The sequence below is a fragment of the Akkermansia sp. N21169 genome, from assembly GCF_029854675.1.
Lineage (GTDB): Bacteria > Verrucomicrobiota > Verrucomicrobiia > Verrucomicrobiales > Akkermansiaceae > Akkermansia.
On the sequence record NZ_JARWNC010000041.1, the window covers coordinates 247,653 to 265,371 of the forward strand.

Genomic DNA, 17,719 nt, shown 5'->3' on the forward strand with positions numbered 1-17,719 from the left:
AAAAAACATTGAAACACAACAATATCATCTATTATTGAAATGAAATACATCATCCCAGTATTGAGCAGTTGTCTGACATTAGGCTCACTGTTAAACGCTAAAGAAGCCTCTGTCAAAACGGTCAACACAGAAGACAATCAAACTATTGAATATAAGGAATTGGAAAAGCCTTCCGTCGATTTAAGTCAATTTGCCAAAGATGAGGACGGATACATCCACATCTTTGACGGGAAGACACTCAAAGGTTGGAGAGGATACGGAAAAGATGCCGTTCCCAGCAAGTGGACCATTGACAACGGAGCCATCAAATTCAACGGTACGGGAGGAGGAGAAGCCCAAACCAAAGAAGGCGGAGACCTTATTTTTGCCCATAAATTCAAGAATTTCGAACTTGAATTGGAATGGAAAGTTTCCAAGGGAGGCAATTCTGGAATTTTCTATCTGGCAAGAGAAATTCAATCCAAGGACACCAAAACCAACACATGGAGAATGGAACCCATTTACATTTCTTCCCCAGAAGCACAGGTTTTGGATAATGATAATCACCCGGATGCAAGACTAGGCAAGAAAGGCAACAGAAAGTCGATGTCGCTTTACGACATGATTCCCGCCAATCCTCAGAATGCCAAGCCTTCCGGAGAATGGAACAAGGCCAAAATCCTTGTATACAAAGGAACAGTTGTCCACTCCCAGAACGACGAAAATGTCCTAGAATATCACCTTTGGACTCAACAATGGACAGACATGTTGCAGGCCAGCAAGTTCAGCAAGTCGAAATGGCCGTTGGCTTTTGAATTGTTAAACAATTGCGGGGGAGAGACCAAAGAAGGCTACATCGGCCTCCAAGACCATGGAGACGATGTCTGGTACAGAAACATCAAGATCAAAGTCCTCGACTAAGATTCGGCATTCACTCTAACAACCATGGCCTGTGTTCCGTTTTGACTACGAACACAGGCCATTTATGCACTTTCGTCAAAAAATGAACTCAAAAAAAGCATTTCTTTCAGGAATTATGTGTATCCTGTTCTCAGCGCTTTGTTTCGACCGACAACAAGTCTTCGCAGAAGTCAATGCCCTTCCTCAAAAAAATATTGCTCTGCAACTTTACAGCGTCAGGCATGACCTGCAAAAGGATTACAAACATACTATTCAACAAGTCAGGGAAACGGGGTACACAATGGTGGAAGCTGCTAATTATAGAGATGGAAAATTCTACGGCCTGACTCCGGAGGACTTCAAAAAAAATCTTAAAGAAGTAGGACTTCGTCCTTTATCTTCACATGTAGGAAAAGAATTGAGCAGAAATGAATTACAGTCTGGAGATTTCAGAGAATCGTTGAAATGGTGGAACGCCTGTATTGACGACCACAAAACAGCAGGTATTACCTACATCATCGTCCCATGGCTATCCGTTCCCAATACATTGAAAGATTTGCAAACTTACTGTAACTACTTCAATGAAATAGGAAAAAAATGCAGGGAAAGGGGACTTTCGTTCGGATACCACAATCATTCCCACGAATTTTCTAAAGTTGAAGGACAATTGATGTATGATTACATGATTGAACATACTGACCCAAAATACGTTTTTTTCCAAATGGATGTCTATTGGATGGTCATTGCTCAACAAAGCCCCGTTGATTATTTTCACAAGTACAAAGGGCGTTTTGAACTGTTGCACATCAAGGACAAACGAGAAATAGGACAAAGTGGAATGGTGGGATTTGATGCCATTTTCCGTAACACCGATACAGCCGGGACAAAGTACCTGATCGTCGAACAGGAACACTTTAGCCAGAACTCTTTTCATGGAATCAAACAAAGTTTAAACTATTTGCAAGAATGTCCCCTGGTCAAAGAACATTACGGCATTTCTTCATCCAAAAAATAACCTGTTTTTGATTGTTTAAATAACTCGATTTCAAGACTTTTCGCACAAAAATCAAACAATTCAAATATCTGATCGCGAAAGCATCTTTAGATATATATAGTCAATCTTATTTGCATATGATTTTTCTTATCTTGTAGCCTTACAGAAACTACTTGACACAACAAATAGTAAATATATTTATATATCAACAAATAAGCATTATCACCCGAAAGATCATATTTAATATTTCATTTTTTGAGTTCATTTAAGTATTTTGAATCAATATCAAAATGGGAGAAAATCGTTATTTTTAAAGCTATAACAAGAGCATTCAACAAGACCTCGGAGACGATAGTTCCAAAGTTTCGTTATCCATAGGTTCTTCTCTGAATCAGTTTCATTTTCCATTGGTAACTTTTCGTTATTCCATTATTTTTGTATATCCCCCACATGCGTATGATCGGCAGGAACCAATCACTTAAGTTATCAGCCAATTTCACAAACTTCTCGGATACCTCGTACCACAAGATGGCTATCAGTCCCTTAAGATGACGGATGTTTCTCTTGCAGGATTCCTGAGCCTGATCCGTCTTGTTTAAAAGCTTACAGAACTCTTCTTGAACATGTAGGCTGATTCAATCACTTCATACGCTTCAAGACACCTCTTCAGTTCCTTCGCCTGGCGTTCTGTGACATTCTTTCCATGCTTACGAAGAATGCATGTCACTTGATTGACGAGTCCATTTGATCTCATCCTTTCTTTTCTGGAAGAACTCCATGAATTTCTCAACGTCCAGGCGGATGACGTGGAATCTGTCTGCCAGAAGTTGGAAATTCCTTTACTGAATTGTTGGTCAATATGTTGATGCTGGGTTTCACTGCTGCGTTTTTCCCTCTGAGATCTCCAATCTTTTGTCTGAAGACGCTTCTAAAAACCGGACATTTGAATCGTCTTGCCTTGATAAACACAGTCCTCCACGCCGCGTCGTATGCCCTCCATGCTTGAGTTCCCCCCTATCTATCTACTACCCATTATTCAGGGAAAGCCGACTTCATCAATAAAGTTGAAGTCAGATTTACCTTGCTGCTAATCGCTAAATATCAAGGCTGCTCCACCTCTTCAGATAGCTTATAGAGAAGTACCTCTCCAAGAAGCGTAACAGTAAATAATTCTGCAAAGCCAGGCTCTACGTCAGAATCGATGGATGAGTCCATCTCGCCCTCCCCCCAGCAATCCACCCCCAACTCCAATACCATCAACCCCTAACGCAAAAGGAGCCGTCCCAGCCGGGAGGCTCCTTTGAAAGTTTTTGGTAGGCCTGCCAGGACTCGAACCTGAAACAACGGAGCCAGAATCCGTCGTGTTGCCAATTACACCACAGGCCTTTTTGCTGTAACGGGGGTTCTTCTATCACCGGGTTCCGGGCAAGTAAAGAGAAAATTGATGCGGGGAGGAAAAAATATTTCCCTTTGCCGACTTGATTTGACTTGTAGATTTTCCGGAATATTTCTATAGAATAACTTATTTGAGTTTCTATGACTGAACCATCCTTTCCCACCCAAGATGAACTCTCCCTGGCCGTCACCCGACTCCAGGCACTTGCCGCAGAACTGAATCAGGTTTTGTACGGAAAGGAAGAGCTCATCAATCTGACAATCATCGGCGTTCTCGCCCGTGGCCACATCCTTTTGGAAGGCCTGCCGGGGCTGGGAAAAACGGAATTGGTCAAAGGCCTCTCCAAAGCCCTCGGCATCACGGCCCGGCGCGTGCAATTCACCCCGGACCTTCTGCCGGGCGATATCACCGGCAATCCCATCCTGCAAGAACAGGATGGCAAAAGGGATTTCGTCTTCCAACCCGGACCAGTCTTTACCAATATTCTTCTGGCTGATGAAATCAACCGAGCCTCCCCCAAGACGCAGTCCTCCCTTCTGGAGGCTATGCAGGAACGCCGCGTCACCGTCATGGGAGAAACCCATTCCCTTCCCAACCCCTTTTTCGTCCTCGCCACGCAAAACCCGATTGAACTGGAAGGCACTTACCCGTTACCGGAAGCGCAGCTCGACCGTTTCCTGTTCAAGATCCGCGTGGACCGCAACCCGGCCGATGTCCTTGCCAAAATCGTCCTGAATCGAGAAATCGGAGTCGAACCGACTGTAAAATCCGTTCTGGATGCCGAAACCCTCCTCCAGCTCATGGACCTTGTTTCACGCATCGGCATTCCGGAAGTCGTTGCCAACTACATCGGCCGTCTTGTCAATGCAACCCATCCCGGAGAATCGAAAGCTTCCCAAGGCGTCAAATACGGCTCGAGCCCCCGCGCCGCCCTCGCCCTCGCATCAGCGGGCAAGGCCCGGGCTCTAAGTCAGGGAAGATCCTTCTGCTCGTTTGAGGATGTCCAGTATGTACTCCATCCTGTCCTGGAACATCGCATCCTGCTCAACCACATGGTTCGTCTGGAAGGAACTACTCCCTCCGATATTGTCGACAGGATTCTTGAGGAAATCCCCGCCCAGGAAAAATCGCTTCCCGATTCCCTGAGCGCGGCCAAAGTCAAATAATCCCTTTCTCCGATCATCCTTCTCTCCCCCCCTTCATGAATACTCCGGCATTACTCCGCCGAGGCGCCTTCCTGCTGTGCACATTGTGTACCCTGGCCCTTGCCCTGGTTTCCGACGCTAAAACCATCCCCATCCCGACGGCTAAAAACAGCGGGATCACCATCCAGATGACACCCGCCTTCGACGAATGGAACGGCAATGGGTTCATGCCGGTGCTCATCGAAATCTCCAATTCCACCCCCTATCAAGGGAATTGGGAGGTATCTATCTTTAGCAAAACACAACTGCCGTACCGATTTTCCGTCCCTCCCGGAGGCACTCTCCGGGAAATCATCTACCTCAACCAGAACCTGGGAGAAGATTACCGCGATATCAGGACAAGCTGGGAGGGCACTGCCATCGAACGTAAAGCAGCCTCCTCCATCTCTCTGACGGACAACCCAGGCTGGCGTACCCGGGAAGAATACTCCTACATCGGAGAAAAATCCCTCCCGGCCAAGCAGGCAACGTCCTTCGAAGACGCGATCAAGGACAATGGCAATTGGAACGCCTCCTTCTCGATCATGGACTGGCCTGCCGACCCGCGGGTCTACACCAGTAAGGAAATCCTTATCGTCCCGGAGGAAACTTTTACCAACCGTATTGATACCCCCCATCGGCAAGCCATCCTGGACTGGGTTGCCACAGGTGGCGTTCTCTGGCTGGTCACCAATGACAAGAATCTGAAAAAGCCCATCCAAAACCATCAATTCGGCAGGATCCTCCATCTTCCCGACATTGAAGAACTTTCCTTGAAGGAACGGAAGGACTTCCTCGACACACTCATTAAAGACACCCGTAAAAATCTGCAAAAAATGCCCAATTGCCAGCCAACGATCACCAATCAGGAAGCTCTGGCTTACAAGCTCGGAGAACCCTCCATGTTTCTTGGCTTCCTTCTTTTTGTTTTCGCTCTCCTTGCCGGGCCGGTCAGCTTGAAATACTGGGCACCCGTAGGCAAACGGCAAAGGCTGTTCGTCATCATCCCTTCTCTGGCACTCGTCTTTTCGTCCATCCTGGCAGTCGCTATCCTGTTCTCCGAGGGAATAGGCGGGCAAGGCATCCGGAAAACCCGGATTCTCCTCTTCCCCGATTCGCATTCCGCTTTCATCTGCCAGAACCAAATCTGCCGGACCGGGGTCATCATCGGACAGTCTTTTCCCCTGGATGAAAAAGTCGACATGAAATCATCTCGTATCACCAATATCACCGAGACTTCCATGGGCATGGAACATGAGGGGAATTATGTACGCAACAGAAGCACGGCATCCGGCAATTGGTTCCCGGACCGGTCCATGCTCAAGCAAAGCCTCGGCACTTTCACTCAAACACGCGCCAGAGTGACTCTTCTGCCTGAGAGCAGAGACGGAGCTCCCGTTCTGCTAAGCACATTCCCAACCAGCCTCAGCAACGTGATTTTCAGGGATGAACACGGTCAATTCTGGAAGATACCCAATCTTCCTACCGGAACCAAGGTTTCGGCCCAACCCGTGGAAAAGCCGAACCAGCAGTACAAGGACATGCAGGAAAACACCTTCTTAGCCGATGCCGAGAAGAATGATAAACTCGGTCCCATCCCTTCGCACCCGGATATCCATTGGAACCAGGATACAATCCAGGTTACCGGACCCGTCTCCATCCAACCTTCCACAACCCGCTGACAAGCATGACTTCTTCCCCTTTGCTTACCGTCCGAAATCTCTCCCGTTCATTCGGGAAGCTCAAGGCGGTTGACAACATTTCCTTCCAGCTGGAGCGAGGCAAAGTCATCGGCCTCATCGGCGCCAACGGCGCCGGCAAGACAACCACCATGCGCATGCTGGCTACGTTGGACTTCCCCGACTCCGGAGAAATCATCATCAATGGAACCAACGCTGTCGATTACCCGGAAAAAGTACGCAGTCTCATCGGCTGGATGCCGGATGCATTCGTCCCGTATAAAAACACCAGCGTCCTGGAATACATCGACTTTTTCGCCAGAGCCTACGACATTCCCTCGGATAAAATCGGCAATGCCCTGGAAGACGTTATCAACTTCACGGAACTGGGAAGTCTGCTCGACCGCATGGTCGACAAGCTATCCAAGGGCCAGACACAACGTCTGTGCCTTGCCCGCACGCTTATCAGCAAACCCGAATTGCTGATTCTCGACGAACCGGCCGCTGGATTGGATCCCAAAGCCCGCCTCGAATTCAAAAACCTTGTCCATTTGCTGAAGGACATGGGAAAAACCATTCTCATCAGCTCTCACATCCTTTCCGAACTCGGAGAAATGTGCGATTCGCTCATCTTCATGGATGCAGGAACCATCATCCATGACGGCAACAAGGAAGATCTGCTCCATACGCATGATGAGCAAAGCGGATGGCCATTCGAAATCGAACTTGCCGACGCTGATACGGACAAGCTCTCCATGTGGCTTTCCCTCCGTCCCGGCTGGAAATTCCGGGAACAACGGAAGAAGGGAGCCCTCGCCTCCTTCCATAGCAATTCTCCGGACGCCATCGCCGCCGAGCTCCGGGAGATGGTCAAGGACATTCCCGTCTGCGGATTCCGCCAATGTGAACGGAGGCTGGAAGAAGCCTTTGTCGACATTCTGAAACAACAGCCTGCTACCGAAGCAGCTATGCTTTCCACTCCCTCCGAAGTCCAGACGAATACCCCACCTTCCTCCGCCATATGAATACCATCTTTTCTTCCCGCGACTTCCCCCTCTGGATTCCTCCGGCTCTGGTCAAAGAACTGCGCCAGTGCATGCGAACCCCGGCCTTTATGAACATGCTGACGATTGTCCCCTGTTCTCTCGCCATCATATTCCTGCTCAGCCTTATCCACACGCCAGACGGTGATACGATCATCGGCCAGAGCAGCCTCAACAACTGGTTCTGGGGTATCCTCGTTCTCTGTATGACCATTCTCGTCCCCAACTGGGCTCTCGGTTCCATGCGGGTCGACATCGCAGACAAAAGCGGAGACCTGATCATGCTCACACGGCTGACTCCACGCCGCACGGTTTGGGGAAAGTGGGTTGCCTACATGGCATTGGCAGCCCTGATCATCTGTTCCCTCCTGCCCTTTGCCATCATTCGCTACTTCGGAGGCCAGATCAGCCTGGCCAACGACTTGTTCCTTCTGTTTTGTACCTATCTTGCCTGTTCCATCCTGACGGCGGGAGCCATCTGGATATCCGGCATGCCCATCATCCTGAGGGCGCTTTTTTCACTGGGAACCGGTATTTTCTCCATCACGTTACTCTCTTCCTTCTTCGTGCCTATGGAGACCGCCAGGCTTATTGACGCTCTGGACGTACCAGCCACGCTGACCATCATGGTAACGGACAGTATTATCCTCATCGCCGGATTCCTGTTGTTGTCGGCGCGCTGGCTTTCCCCACCTTCCATCAACACCGCGACCTTGCTCCGCTGTCTCCCCCTGCTGTCCATCATCCCCTCATGCGTGCTGACGATGAATTCATCCTGGGAAAACCTCATTCCTTTCCAAATCGTTTTCATCTCGTTTTTCGTCACCCTGATCGTCATTCTGGAACTAACGACACCGACAACGTTTTTACCCATCCATATCATTAATGCTTCGAAAAAACGATTCAGTCTGATCCGGAAGATTTTCTTCATGCCCGGCCTTCCCTCCGCTGCGGCATTCACCCTGCTGGTTTTCTTCCTCTACTCCACCGCCGCCTCTTTCCTGTTACCGGAAGATTTTGAGAAGATGCCCAAAATCATGTTCTTCTTCCTGACTCTTGCAGCCTGGTACTCTACCATCGTACCGGCATTGCTCCTGTATCCGTTCCAGAAAAAACTCGGGATAGCCACTCCCATCATTTATGTTATCCTCTTCTACATCTTCCTGGGAATATGCGGCATTTTCACCATGATGAAGGCTGACTTCCTGACCGCACTGATCCCCAACGGCAGCGTCATCGTCTTGCTGAAGGACGCCGGAACCGGCAGCGAATCCATTCTCATCATATGGTCCAGTATCCTCTCGTCCGTTTTTGCCGCCCTCTGGCTGATCTACCTCACCCAACCCTGGTTCCGGGTATGGAAGAAGGGATCGGCAATCGCAGCGGCACTCCATAAAAAATCCGAGGGTCATCCTACCGAACCATGACCGAGCCCGACAATACATCCGCCGAAGCCTACCGGGAAGCCGTCCACGCCTCCCGGCGCTTCAGCCTGCCCTTCTCCCGCCAGTCGTGGCAGGGGCGTCAAGGTGGCTGGAAAGGTAACGATACGGGCAGTTCCATCGACTTCCAGGATCATCGCGACTATCAGTGGGGCGACGATCCCCGGGCCATCCACTGGGCAGCCTACGCCAGAACCGGGCAACTCACCATGAAGTTGTACCGGGCGGAAGTATCCCCCATTGTAGAAATTGTCCTAGATGCCTCGCCCTCAATGTTCATGACCGAAACCAAAGCCATTCGCACAGAATCCCTTTTGCTCTTCTGCCTCGAATCCGCCCTCGGCAACGGTTCCCCCGTCCGCTTCCATGCCGTCTGCGGCAACCGCATTATCCCGCTGGAAATCGATGCCGTCCGCTCCGGTTCCTGGAAAGAACTCATACATGGCCTGGGCGCCGATGAAACGATGCCAGTCATTCCCGTCTGGAAGGGAGACGGTATGAAAGTCCTGATTTCGGACCTTCTTTATCCGGGTGACCCCATCACCCTGCTTGGAGCCATGAATGCCGGTGGAGGTACATCCGTCATCCTGGCTCCCGCCCTCGCGGAAGAAGCAGCATTCAATCACATCGGCAACATCCGTCTGAAAAACTGTGAAACCGGCCAGACCCGAATCCAGCGAATCACCCCCTCGCTGGCGGCGAAATATGAACGCGCCTACGAACGCCACTTTTCCCTCTGGCGGGAAACCTGCCGCCGCTTCTCCGCATCAATGGCCAGAATCCCGGCGGAAGGCTCCCTGAGCAATGCCCTGTGCGGCGATGCCCTCAAACAGGAAACCGTCGAAATGCGTTAACCACCACCTCCCACAAGCCACCGAATCCATCTTCATGCTACCCCATCTTTCCAACATGATCGGCCTCTGGGGATTACTGGGTATTCCCCTCATTGTCGCGATCCACTTTCTCCGGCACAAGACGAAGGAACAGCTTACCTCCACCATGTTCCTGCTGGAAGTTCTCTCTCCCGAGGATCGTACGGGGAGGTTCTGGGACAGGCTGCGAACCTCCCGGACATTCTGGCTTCAAATCCTATGTGTCCTTCTGTTGACGTGGGTGCTGGTTTCTCCGCAATGGGTTCGAGAAAACACGTCCCGTCCGGTTATTTTCGTCGTGGATGATTCCATCTCCATGAGCCCGTTCCGCCAGGAGGCAATCCAGGCCGTCGCCAAGCGAATGGGAGAACTGGACGCTTCGGGAATTCCCTCGATTTGGACGATTATGCCCAGTTCGTCCCGCAACACGTCGATATACAGGGGAACAAATGCCCGAGAAGCTCTCACCGCGCTCGGCTCCTGGGAACCGCGATCCGGTACCCACGATCCCGCCCCCGCCCTCCGCACGGCCGAAGCTGTTGCCGGTAAAATAGGAATCACCCATTTCATCACTAATAACAGGGAGATGGTACCTCCGGCGCAGTCGGCCACCGGTATCGGGAAACCGCTGGACAACACCGGATTCGCCGGGATTACGCCTCAGGAACAAAGCGCCATGCCCAAATGGCGCATCGCCGTCAGGAACAATGCCGCCACCCCCCAGGAACGGGAACTGACTGTCCGCATCCCGGGCAAAGAAAGCAAACCGTCCACCCGGACACTCAAACTCAACCCGCAATCCGTCGTCGAGTTCGATATGGTACTGCCCAACGGAGTCGATTCCATGGAGCTGACCCTGACTCCCGATGCCTTTCCGGAAGACGATTCCCTGACCCTGGTGCGCCCTCAGCCTCATCCGGTCGCCTTCTCGATCAACCTGAAAGACCAAGCTGCCGCCAATTCCATCCTCAAACTGGCGCAAGGCATTCCCGGATTCCGGAAGGCATCCCCGACAGAGAAGCCGCAACTCAGCATTATCTCCGGTTCCCAATACAAGCCGCAACAGGCCCCCGAACCGGCTATCGTACTGGCAGCCAACTCCATGTCCGCCCCTCCGCAAGGTTCCATCACCCCGGAAAAACATCCGTTGACCGAAGGTCTCGGCTGGGGATCTCTCCTCATTGCCGCCCCGGGAGATCTCACGCCGGAACCCATGGACACCATCCTTCTCTGGCATGGAGAAACACCCCTGGCATGGCTCCATGGCAACAGGCTCGTCTTGAACTGGCAGTGGGAAAAATCCAATGCCGACCGAATTCCCGCCCCCTTGCTGGCTATCCGCAGATTCATGGGAAACGTTCAGGACAAAGCTCCCGGAACACTCCAGGACAATGTCCCATCCGGGACCCGGCTGGACTTTCCCCACGGTTCCCGGATGACCGTCACAAGAAAAGACGGAAGTGTGCGCCACGATATCTTCAAGGGCACTACCCCGGGGGAATCCTGTCTCATCCGGATAGATCCGTCCGGGGATGACGCCCAGCCCCTTTTCAAAGGATCCGTCTGGTTCGCCGACACCAGGCAGAGCGATTTTACCCGTTGTTGCAGTTTTGAACAAATCATCGATAAGAATGCCTCTCTCTTGGAACAAATGTTTGAACCCGATCCATTCGTTCTCTTCTGGATCTTCCTGGCCGGCTGCTGCATGCTGGGATCCTGGTTTACCCCCGCTTCGGAAAGGAGGAATCAAGCATAATGATGCTCCGCCTCCTCGCTCCTGAATGGCTTTTCCTCCTGCCCCTGCTAGCCCTCGCAGGTTGGAAATACAGTTTCCTGCGCCTCCATGCACCCGTACGTGCAGCAGCCCTGATTGCCTTTATCCTTGCCTTGGCACACCCCGTTTTCAACAAGGGAGGCAGTGAAATGGACCTATGGGTCATGGTGGACCAATCCAATTCCACCGGAGGCATACCGGCCAACCAATCCACAGAGTTGCAGGCCATTCTGGAAAAAGCCAAGCGGCCCGGCGACCGCGTCCGCCTCGTAGACTTTGCCGGAGAAGCCATCCTCCGCGGCAAAGGGGATCCCGTCTTCTCCAGCATGATCCCGGGGACGCGAATGGAAGATGCCATCTCCTACATTCTGGCGCAGATGGATAGGACGCGGACCAATCGTATCCTCATGCTGACGGACGGTTATTCCACCCAGCCTCTTGACGTCATCACGGCCAGGCTTATCGAAGAAAAAGTTCCTCTGGACTACCGCTTGGCCGCCCCGGACATGTCGGACGACATTCGCATCGGCGATATTCAGCGCCCGCCGCGCATCCGCCCCGGCGAAGCAGCCACACTGACGTTCGACATTATCGGCAATCCCGCCCAAAACACCACAGTCCCCTGGAAAGTCGTCAAGAACGGAGGGTCTACCATTTCCGGCACGGCCACTCTCGACAAAGGCCGGGCTACCGTCCGCCTGACCGACCGCAGCGCCACTCCGGGCGTAGCCTCCTATGACATTTCCGTCCTACCCGCCAACGATACCGTCACTCTTAACAACACGGCGGAATGCGTCATGGAAATCACCGGTGGCAATAAAATCCTCCTCCTCAGTCCGTTCGAATCGGATCCCATGGAGCCCTTCCTCCGGGCTCAGGGATTCGACATCCTCCGTCCAAACGATCCGCTCCGGCTGAACGCCAACTCACTGACGGGTGTCGGACTCGTCATCGTCAACAATGTCTCTGCGGCGGAGGTCTCCCCGGACTTCCTCAAAGGGCTTGATTTCTACGTCAGAGAACAAGGCGGAGGATTCCTCATATGCGGCGGTTCCAATTCATTCGGATCCGGCGGGTACTTCAACTCGCCGGTCGATGAACTTCTGCCCGTTTCCATGGAGTTGAAAAACGATAAAATCAAACTGATGACAGCCATGAGCATCGTGCTGGACCGCTCCGGTTCCATGGCTATGTCAGCGGGAAGCGGTGGCAAAACGAAAATGGATCTGGCCAACTCAGGAGTTGTCCAGGCGATCAAACTTCTGGGACAGGAAGACTACGTCTCCGTCCATGCCATCGACAGTTCTCCGCATGCCATCGTCTCCATGTGCAACGTCGGAGCCAACAGAGACAAAATGCTCAGTGTCGTTCCACGAATCGAATCCATGGGGGGAGGCATCTTCATCGGAGAAGCCCTCCGAGCGGGCTGGCGCCAGTTGAAGCAAACCGACTTCGGCAACCGCCACCTCATCCTGTTTGCCGATGCCGCCGACTCGGAAGAACCGGACGATTACAAAAAAACGCTGGCCGACATGCGCAAAAACGGAGCCACCGTCAGCGTCATCGCACTCGGAACGCCGAAAGACGGCGATGCAAACCTGCTCAAGGAAATCGCCAAACTGGGAGAAGGCCGCATCTTTTTCTGCGACAATCCCAAAGATATTCCGCACGTCTTCGCCCAGGAAACCGTCTCTGTCGCCCGCGCTACCTTTATCCGGGAAAACACCCCTCTGCATTCCGTCGCCGGATGGAATCAGATATCACCCGCCCGCATGGAATGGCCCACCTCCGTCAACGCTTACAACCTATGCTACCTGAGGGACGGTGCCACGGCCGCCTGCATCACCGGCGATACCTACAAAGCACCCCTCGTCGCCTTCTGGAACCGCGGATCGGGCAGATCGGCAGCCATCACCTTCCCCACGGGCGGCAAATATGCAGCCAACGTCCTGACATGGAAAAATTACGGAGATTTCATCCAAACCTTTGCCCGCTGGCTTATCCGCCGAGACATGCCGGAGGGATTCTCCGTCCGGGCCACGATGCGCGGAGAACGGCTTGATGTGGAACTTCTCTACTCGGACGAAGCCGTTCTGCAAATGGCTAAACGCATGCCGGAGCTCACCATGAATGTTACCGGCAAGCAAATGTCGAAAACCGTCAAGGGAGTCTGGGAACATATCCGTCCGGGAGTTTTCCGCTGTTCCTTCCCGGCGGCTCATGGAGAAACCTGGAGAGGAGCTATCCGCATCGGCGATCGCAACATCCCCTTCGGCCCCATCAGCATGTCCATGGATCCGGAATGGACCATGACGCCGGAAAGCAAATTGGATTTCCTCTCCATGGTGCGTCAATCAGGAGGGCAGGAACGCATTGATCTAACCTCCATCATGCAATCCCCGCGCAACATATCCTCTCTGGATACGCGCAACGGCCTCATCTGGGCATTCCTGATCCTGATGCTGGCCGATGCTTTGCTCACTCGCCTCAATATATCCCTGCTCCCCGGAAAAAAGAACGGAAGGCAGGATCACGACGACATTCGCACCGAAACCGTCTGAAAAACAACCGCATCCGATTACTTGAAAAAAGAGCGCATCGCTTCACGTTCGGCAGGATCCAGATCATCCTTCCAGATAGAATCACCGCCCTTGGCCGGAGTAGCGGCCTTCCCGCCGTTTCTACCGGCAGCTTCCTGTTCCTGATCCATCGAAGGAGCCGAGGATTCCGTCCCCGTCATGGAACCGAGAGCCGCATGGGACATATCCGTATTGCTAACTCCTGTACGCGAGCCGTCCTGCAACTGCTGGTTGGAATCGCCGAAGGCTAAAGGAGCATCGCCCCTGCCGCGGGAAATTCCGCCTCTCCCCCATTTTTCCCCATTCCCGTTCCCATCCTTGCAAAGGGAGGGAAAATCATCGGGATTGACGACGGACGACATGCCACTCCCCGGATTATCGCATAAATCATTCAACTGGTTGGATGCATTGCGGAGTTGCTCCGCCAGCTTGCGAAGCTGGTCGGGCGACAAGGAACTCATCCCGGCTGCAGCCATCGCATCCATACGTGCCGCCAAGTCTCCGCTGGGACGTAATGTTCCCTGTTCCATCCCCTTAAGAGCTTCTTTCAAGTTTTGCAGGGCATCAGAGGCATTCCCCCCCTGCATGCTTTGCTGGATAGCCGCCTCCACGCTGGATAAATTACCGGCCATTTCGTTCATCGCCGCCATCGTCCGCGAAGCCAGGGTATCAGCAGCCTCCAACCCGGCATGAGAGTACATGTCCTCCCCGGTCATTTTCTGCAATTCCTCCATCTCCTTTTTCAGTTCCTCCGTCGATTCAGGCGCGATTTCCTCCATCTCATCCAACTTCTCCATCCATTCCTCCACCTGGGCAAGAGCGGGCGATTTCTCAGAATATTGAGGCAAGGCATTCTTCATTTCCGGCAAAGGCATCAGCCACCCTGCCAGCAGAATCGCCACACCGCCTGCCAGCCACCCCAGGACAGGAGCCGCTTTGACATTCAGAATTGAACGCGCAGGAATATCGCTTATGCGAACGTGAATTCCCCATTCCTCTTCCGCGCTTAAAGCCGCATTCAACCCCAAGCGTTCATCCATCAACGCCAGAGTGTCCCGGCGCGAAAACAAACGGGACGAACATCCCTTCCAGGCCCAAACAACCAAACCGGCGGCAACCAGTCCGGCTACCAAAGGCACAAACCACGGCCATATGTCCACACGACGGTTCCAATACACCAAAGCCGCTATCACCGTACATGCGACAAAAACAGGGATCGCCACCGTCTCTAACAAAATACAGGCATTAATGCACAACTTAATGCGGGAAACGCAAGAATTTCTAATTGAGGCCTCACCTGATGACATGTCTGCATGCTGAACCATTCATCGCCTTTTGGGAAGATAAAAATCATTGCTCTTGACCTCATCTCCGGGCAAATCTACGTTTCCTGCATCATGCAGTACAGCAACGCTCTTACATTCTTCCGCACCGATCCCTACCGCTACAATTGCGCCCAATCCATCTGTGCCGCATTCGGCCGGGACGACCTTCTGGAATCACTCTCCTCCTGTGGCGGAGGTAAAGCTCCGGACGGTCTTTGCGGTGCCCTGTACGGAGCCCTCCAAATCATCCCCGCTCATCGTCACGAAGCCGTAAAAGAAGCATTCCTCCAAGCTGCCGGTTCTACGTATTGCCTCCAACTCAAAAAGGAATGCAAAGTTCCCTGCCGGCAATGCGTCACCATCGCTCAAGAACTTGCCGCACGGGAACTTGATTAATTCTCCCTCTGTTTCCCTTGAGGGAGCGGGCTGCATCAAGTCGTATCAATTTCTCGGAATCCACCAAGCCTGCCGGGATCTCAAGTCAAGCAGGATTCTGCCCCGTGAGAGGATATCCGCCCCGACAACCCCCAGATCCGAACCGAGCATGATCTGGATACCGGAAAGTTCCAGTCCGCCCCACCGAACGGATGCGACTTCCACAATACTGGTGGAGGTGAAACGTGTTTTCCCGTTGACATCCAGCCAGACGACATCGCCCTTTCTTTCCTTGACCTCTCCTTTCCAATCCCGGGAAGGAAGGCACGTTTGCGTTGCTCCCGTGTCGATGACCAGACGCACGGCAGTCCCGTCCAACGACATCAAAGCCTGCATATGACCATTGCGGACGGAAACGGGAAGAGGAGTGGCGTGGAGGCGCTCCAGCAAATCGTCCGCGGGCACCCCCAGCAAAAAGGTCAACGTATTCTCCTGCAAATCGACAAGAAGGGGAAACATGCCCATCACATTCATTCCCAACAGACCATCCACGGGTTTTCCTCTGCAATTTCCCAACTGAGGCATATCCATGACAAGCAGGTTCATGCCGTAAACGCTCAGACCTCCGACAGCTAACGAACGGACAAACGCCATATCGACATCCCTGCGGATATTGCTTCCTTCCCCGGGATTCACCGGAACCGTCTTCCGCTTCGACCAGTTGCGGCGGAAGGAATCCCTGCGCAACACCGTTGCATTGGCTCCCGTATCCACCACCATATGGCACTCCTTTCCGTCGATTTTCACCGGCACGACAATCAACCCATGATAATCCTCCCCCGTCACCGTTGTAATGCCCACACTGCCCAAAGCCTCCCGCACAGCGTCGTTTCCATCCCCTCCCGGACGGGTAGAACACATCGGAAGCAGCCCGAATATGGCGAGCAGCAAGAGAATGGAAGTCCAACGACGCATATGGCAGAGATATTCTCCTAATCTTTGTTAAAATCAATCACTAATCCATTGACTTTCCGCTTCTGCATTGTCAGGATTATGGACGTTCAATTTCATCCCCTCTATGAGCGACGACCCAATCAAATCAACACCTCTGGCTTCCAAGCACATTGAACTTGGTGCCAAAATGGTTCCCTTCGCAGGCTGGAACATGCCAGTCCAATACACCGGTATTATTGACGAGCACAAGGCAGTGCGCGAATCCTGCGGCATTTTCGATATCTCCCATATGGGGCAATTCATCGTCTCCGGGCAGGGTGCAGCAGCATGGCTGAATTCCATGCTGACCAACAACATCGACAAGCTGGGCATCAACCAGGGGCAATACACCATCATGCTCAATGAAAAAGCCGGAGTTATCGACGACTTGATCATTTACCGCTGCGGAGAAGACACCTATTTCGTCGTCGTCAATGCTTCCAAGATCGACGAAGACTACGCATGGCTGTCCTCCCACAAACCGGAAGGGATCACCCTTGAAAACCATTCCGACCGCTACGCCGGCATGGCCATTCAGGGACCTCTCTGCCAGGATGTGTTCGCCAAGGTCTTCCCCGGCCTCGAACTCCCTGTCCGCAACGGTATCGCCACCCACGAAATCAAGGGACAACAGCTTTGGTTCTGCCGCACCGGATACACTGGAGAAGACGGATTCGAATTCTTCTGCCCCGCCGAACACGGCATCGAATGGCTCGAAGCCTTCGTTGCCGCCGGAGCCAAACCATGCGGTCTCGGCGCACGCGACAGCCTGCGCCTGGAAATGTGCTATCCCCTCAACGGCTCCGATCTTGATCCGGATCACACCCCGATCGAAGCCGGACTCGGCTTCTTCTGCGCCCTCGATACCGAATTCACCGGTGCGGAAATCCTTCGCGGACAAAAGGCCGACAGCCCCAAAGTCCGCCTCGTCGCCATCGAATACACGGGCAAGGGCGCACCGCCCCGCTCTCACTACTCCGTCTTCTCCGCTTCCGGGGAAGAATTGGGACAACTCACCAGCGGAGTTCTCTCTCCATCCCTGATGAAGGGAATCGCCATGGCTTACGTCCCCGTGGAATACGCCAAGGTCGGAACGGAGCTCCAAATCGACGTACGCGGCAAGAAATTCCCTGCTGTCGTCGTCAAAAAGCCATTCTACAAGAAAGGCTAATGATTTCTAAAAA

The 17,719-nt window shown here is 52.7% G+C and carries 13 protein-coding genes and 1 tRNA gene; 11 read left to right on the forward strand and 3 right to left on the reverse strand.

Going from position 1 to position 17,719, the window contains the following annotated elements:
- Positions 1 to 39 precede the first annotated feature (39 nt).
- A complete protein-coding gene (locus tag QET40_RS11540; protein WP_280127323.1) occupies positions 40 to 900 on the forward strand; it encodes a DUF1080 domain-containing protein in 861 nt (286 codons plus the stop codon).
- A 31-nt stretch (positions 901 to 931) separates the two neighbouring features.
- Positions 932 to 1,894 (forward strand): sugar phosphate isomerase/epimerase, encoded by a 963-nt coding sequence (locus QET40_RS11545; RefSeq protein ID WP_280127324.1) that lies wholly within the window; start codon positions 932 to 934, stop codon positions 1,892 to 1,894.
- A 1,290-nt stretch (positions 1,895 to 3,184) separates the two neighbouring features.
- On the opposite strand, the gene QET40_RS11550 is transcribed toward QET40_RS11545, so the two are convergent.
- Positions 3,185 to 3,259: transfer RNA gene (locus QET40_RS11550), tRNA-Gln, on the reverse strand.
- 150 nt (positions 3,260 to 3,409) lie between these two features.
- On the opposite strand from QET40_RS11550, the gene QET40_RS11555 reads away from it, so the two are divergent.
- Genes QET40_RS11555 through QET40_RS11585 form a run of 7 tightly spaced genes read left to right on the forward strand, consistent with a single transcriptional unit; the run spans position 3,410 to position 13,824 of the window.
- Positions 3,410 to 4,435, forward strand: a complete 1,026-nt coding sequence (locus tag QET40_RS11555) for a MoxR family ATPase (protein ID WP_280127325.1) — start codon at positions 3,410 to 3,412, stop codon at positions 4,433 to 4,435.
- A 35-nt stretch (positions 4,436 to 4,470) separates the two neighbouring features.
- Complete coding sequence (locus QET40_RS11560) at positions 4,471 to 6,135, forward strand: hypothetical protein (protein WP_280127326.1); 1,665 nt, start codon at positions 4,471 to 4,473, stop codon at positions 6,133 to 6,135.
- A 5-nt stretch (positions 6,136 to 6,140) separates the two neighbouring features.
- Positions 6,141 to 7,157: an ABC transporter ATP-binding protein gene (locus QET40_RS11565; RefSeq protein ID WP_280127327.1), complete on the forward strand. Its 1,017-nt coding sequence runs from the start codon at positions 6,141 to 6,143 to the stop codon at positions 7,155 to 7,157.
- Positions 7,154 to 8,602: a hypothetical protein gene (locus tag QET40_RS11570; RefSeq protein WP_280127328.1), complete on the forward strand. Its 1,449-nt coding sequence runs from the start codon at positions 7,154 to 7,156 to the stop codon at positions 8,600 to 8,602. The genes QET40_RS11565 and QET40_RS11570 overlap by 4 nt, the downstream gene beginning before the upstream one ends.
- Entirely contained in the window at positions 8,599 to 9,471 is an 873-nt protein-coding gene (locus QET40_RS11575; RefSeq protein ID WP_280127329.1) for a DUF58 domain-containing protein, read from the forward strand. The genes QET40_RS11570 and QET40_RS11575 overlap by 4 nt, the downstream gene beginning before the upstream one ends.
- Before the next feature lie 34 nt (positions 9,472 to 9,505).
- Entirely contained in the window at positions 9,506 to 11,245 is a 1,740-nt protein-coding gene (locus QET40_RS11580) for a BatA domain-containing protein (RefSeq protein ID WP_280127330.1), read from the forward strand.
- Positions 11,245 to 13,824, forward strand: a complete 2,580-nt coding sequence (locus QET40_RS11585; protein ID WP_280127331.1) for a VWA domain-containing protein — start codon at positions 11,245 to 11,247, stop codon at positions 13,822 to 13,824. Before QET40_RS11580 ends, QET40_RS11585 begins: the two co-directional genes overlap by 1 nt.
- A 17-nt stretch (positions 13,825 to 13,841) precedes the next feature.
- On the opposite strand, the gene QET40_RS11590 is transcribed toward QET40_RS11585, so the two are convergent.
- Positions 13,842 to 15,065 carry a hypothetical protein gene (locus QET40_RS11590; RefSeq protein WP_280127332.1) on the reverse strand — a complete coding sequence of 408 codons (1,224 nt, stop codon included), beginning with the start codon at positions 15,063 to 15,065 and terminating at the stop codon, positions 13,842 to 13,844.
- Positions 15,066 to 15,155: 90 nt separating this feature from the next.
- Between QET40_RS11590 and QET40_RS11595 the strand changes: the two genes are divergently transcribed.
- Entirely contained in the window at positions 15,156 to 15,563 is a 408-nt protein-coding gene (locus QET40_RS11595) for a hypothetical protein (RefSeq protein ID WP_280127333.1), read from the forward strand.
- Positions 15,564 to 15,608: 45 nt separating this feature from the next.
- On the opposite strand, the gene QET40_RS11600 is transcribed toward QET40_RS11595, so the two are convergent.
- A complete protein-coding gene (locus QET40_RS11600) occupies positions 15,609 to 16,517 on the reverse strand; it encodes an aspartyl protease family protein (protein ID WP_280127334.1) in 909 nt (302 codons plus the stop codon).
- 103 nt (positions 16,518 to 16,620) lie between these two features.
- On the opposite strand from QET40_RS11600, the gene gcvT reads away from it, so the two are divergent.
- Positions 16,621 to 17,706, forward strand: a complete 1,086-nt coding sequence (gene gcvT, locus QET40_RS11605; RefSeq protein ID WP_280127335.1) for a glycine cleavage system aminomethyltransferase GcvT — start codon at positions 16,621 to 16,623, stop codon at positions 17,704 to 17,706.
- Positions 17,707 to 17,719: the final 13 nt, after the last annotated feature.

Coding starts and splice junctions, on each gene's coding strand:
- QET40_RS11540 (WP_280127323.1), top strand. CDS start 40: ATGAAATACATCATCCCAGTATTGAGCAGTTGTCTGACATTAGGCTCA.
- QET40_RS11555 (WP_280127325.1), top strand. CDS start 3,410: ATGACTGAACCATCCTTTCCCACCCAAGATGAACTCTCCCTGGCCGTC.
- QET40_RS11560 (WP_280127326.1), top strand. CDS start 4,471: ATGAATACTCCGGCATTACTCCGCCGAGGCGCCTTCCTGCTGTGCACA.
- QET40_RS11565 (WP_280127327.1), top strand. CDS start 6,141: ATGACTTCTTCCCCTTTGCTTACCGTCCGAAATCTCTCCCGTTCATTC.
- QET40_RS11570 (WP_280127328.1), top strand. CDS start 7,154: ATGAATACCATCTTTTCTTCCCGCGACTTCCCCCTCTGGATTCCTCCG.
- QET40_RS11575 (WP_280127329.1), top strand. CDS start 8,599: ATGACCGAGCCCGACAATACATCCGCCGAAGCCTACCGGGAAGCCGTC.
- QET40_RS11580 (WP_280127330.1), top strand. CDS start 9,506: ATGCTACCCCATCTTTCCAACATGATCGGCCTCTGGGGATTACTGGGT.
- QET40_RS11585 (WP_280127331.1), top strand. CDS start 11,245: ATGATGCTCCGCCTCCTCGCTCCTGAATGGCTTTTCCTCCTGCCCCTG.
- QET40_RS11595 (WP_280127333.1), top strand. CDS start 15,156: ATGCTGAACCATTCATCGCCTTTTGGGAAGATAAAAATCATTGCTCTT.
- QET40_RS11600 (WP_280127334.1), bottom strand. CDS start 16,517: ATGCGTCGTTGGACTTCCATTCTCTTGCTGCTCGCCATATTCGGGCTG.
- gcvT (WP_280127335.1), top strand. CDS start 16,621: ATGAGCGACGACCCAATCAAATCAACACCTCTGGCTTCCAAGCACATT.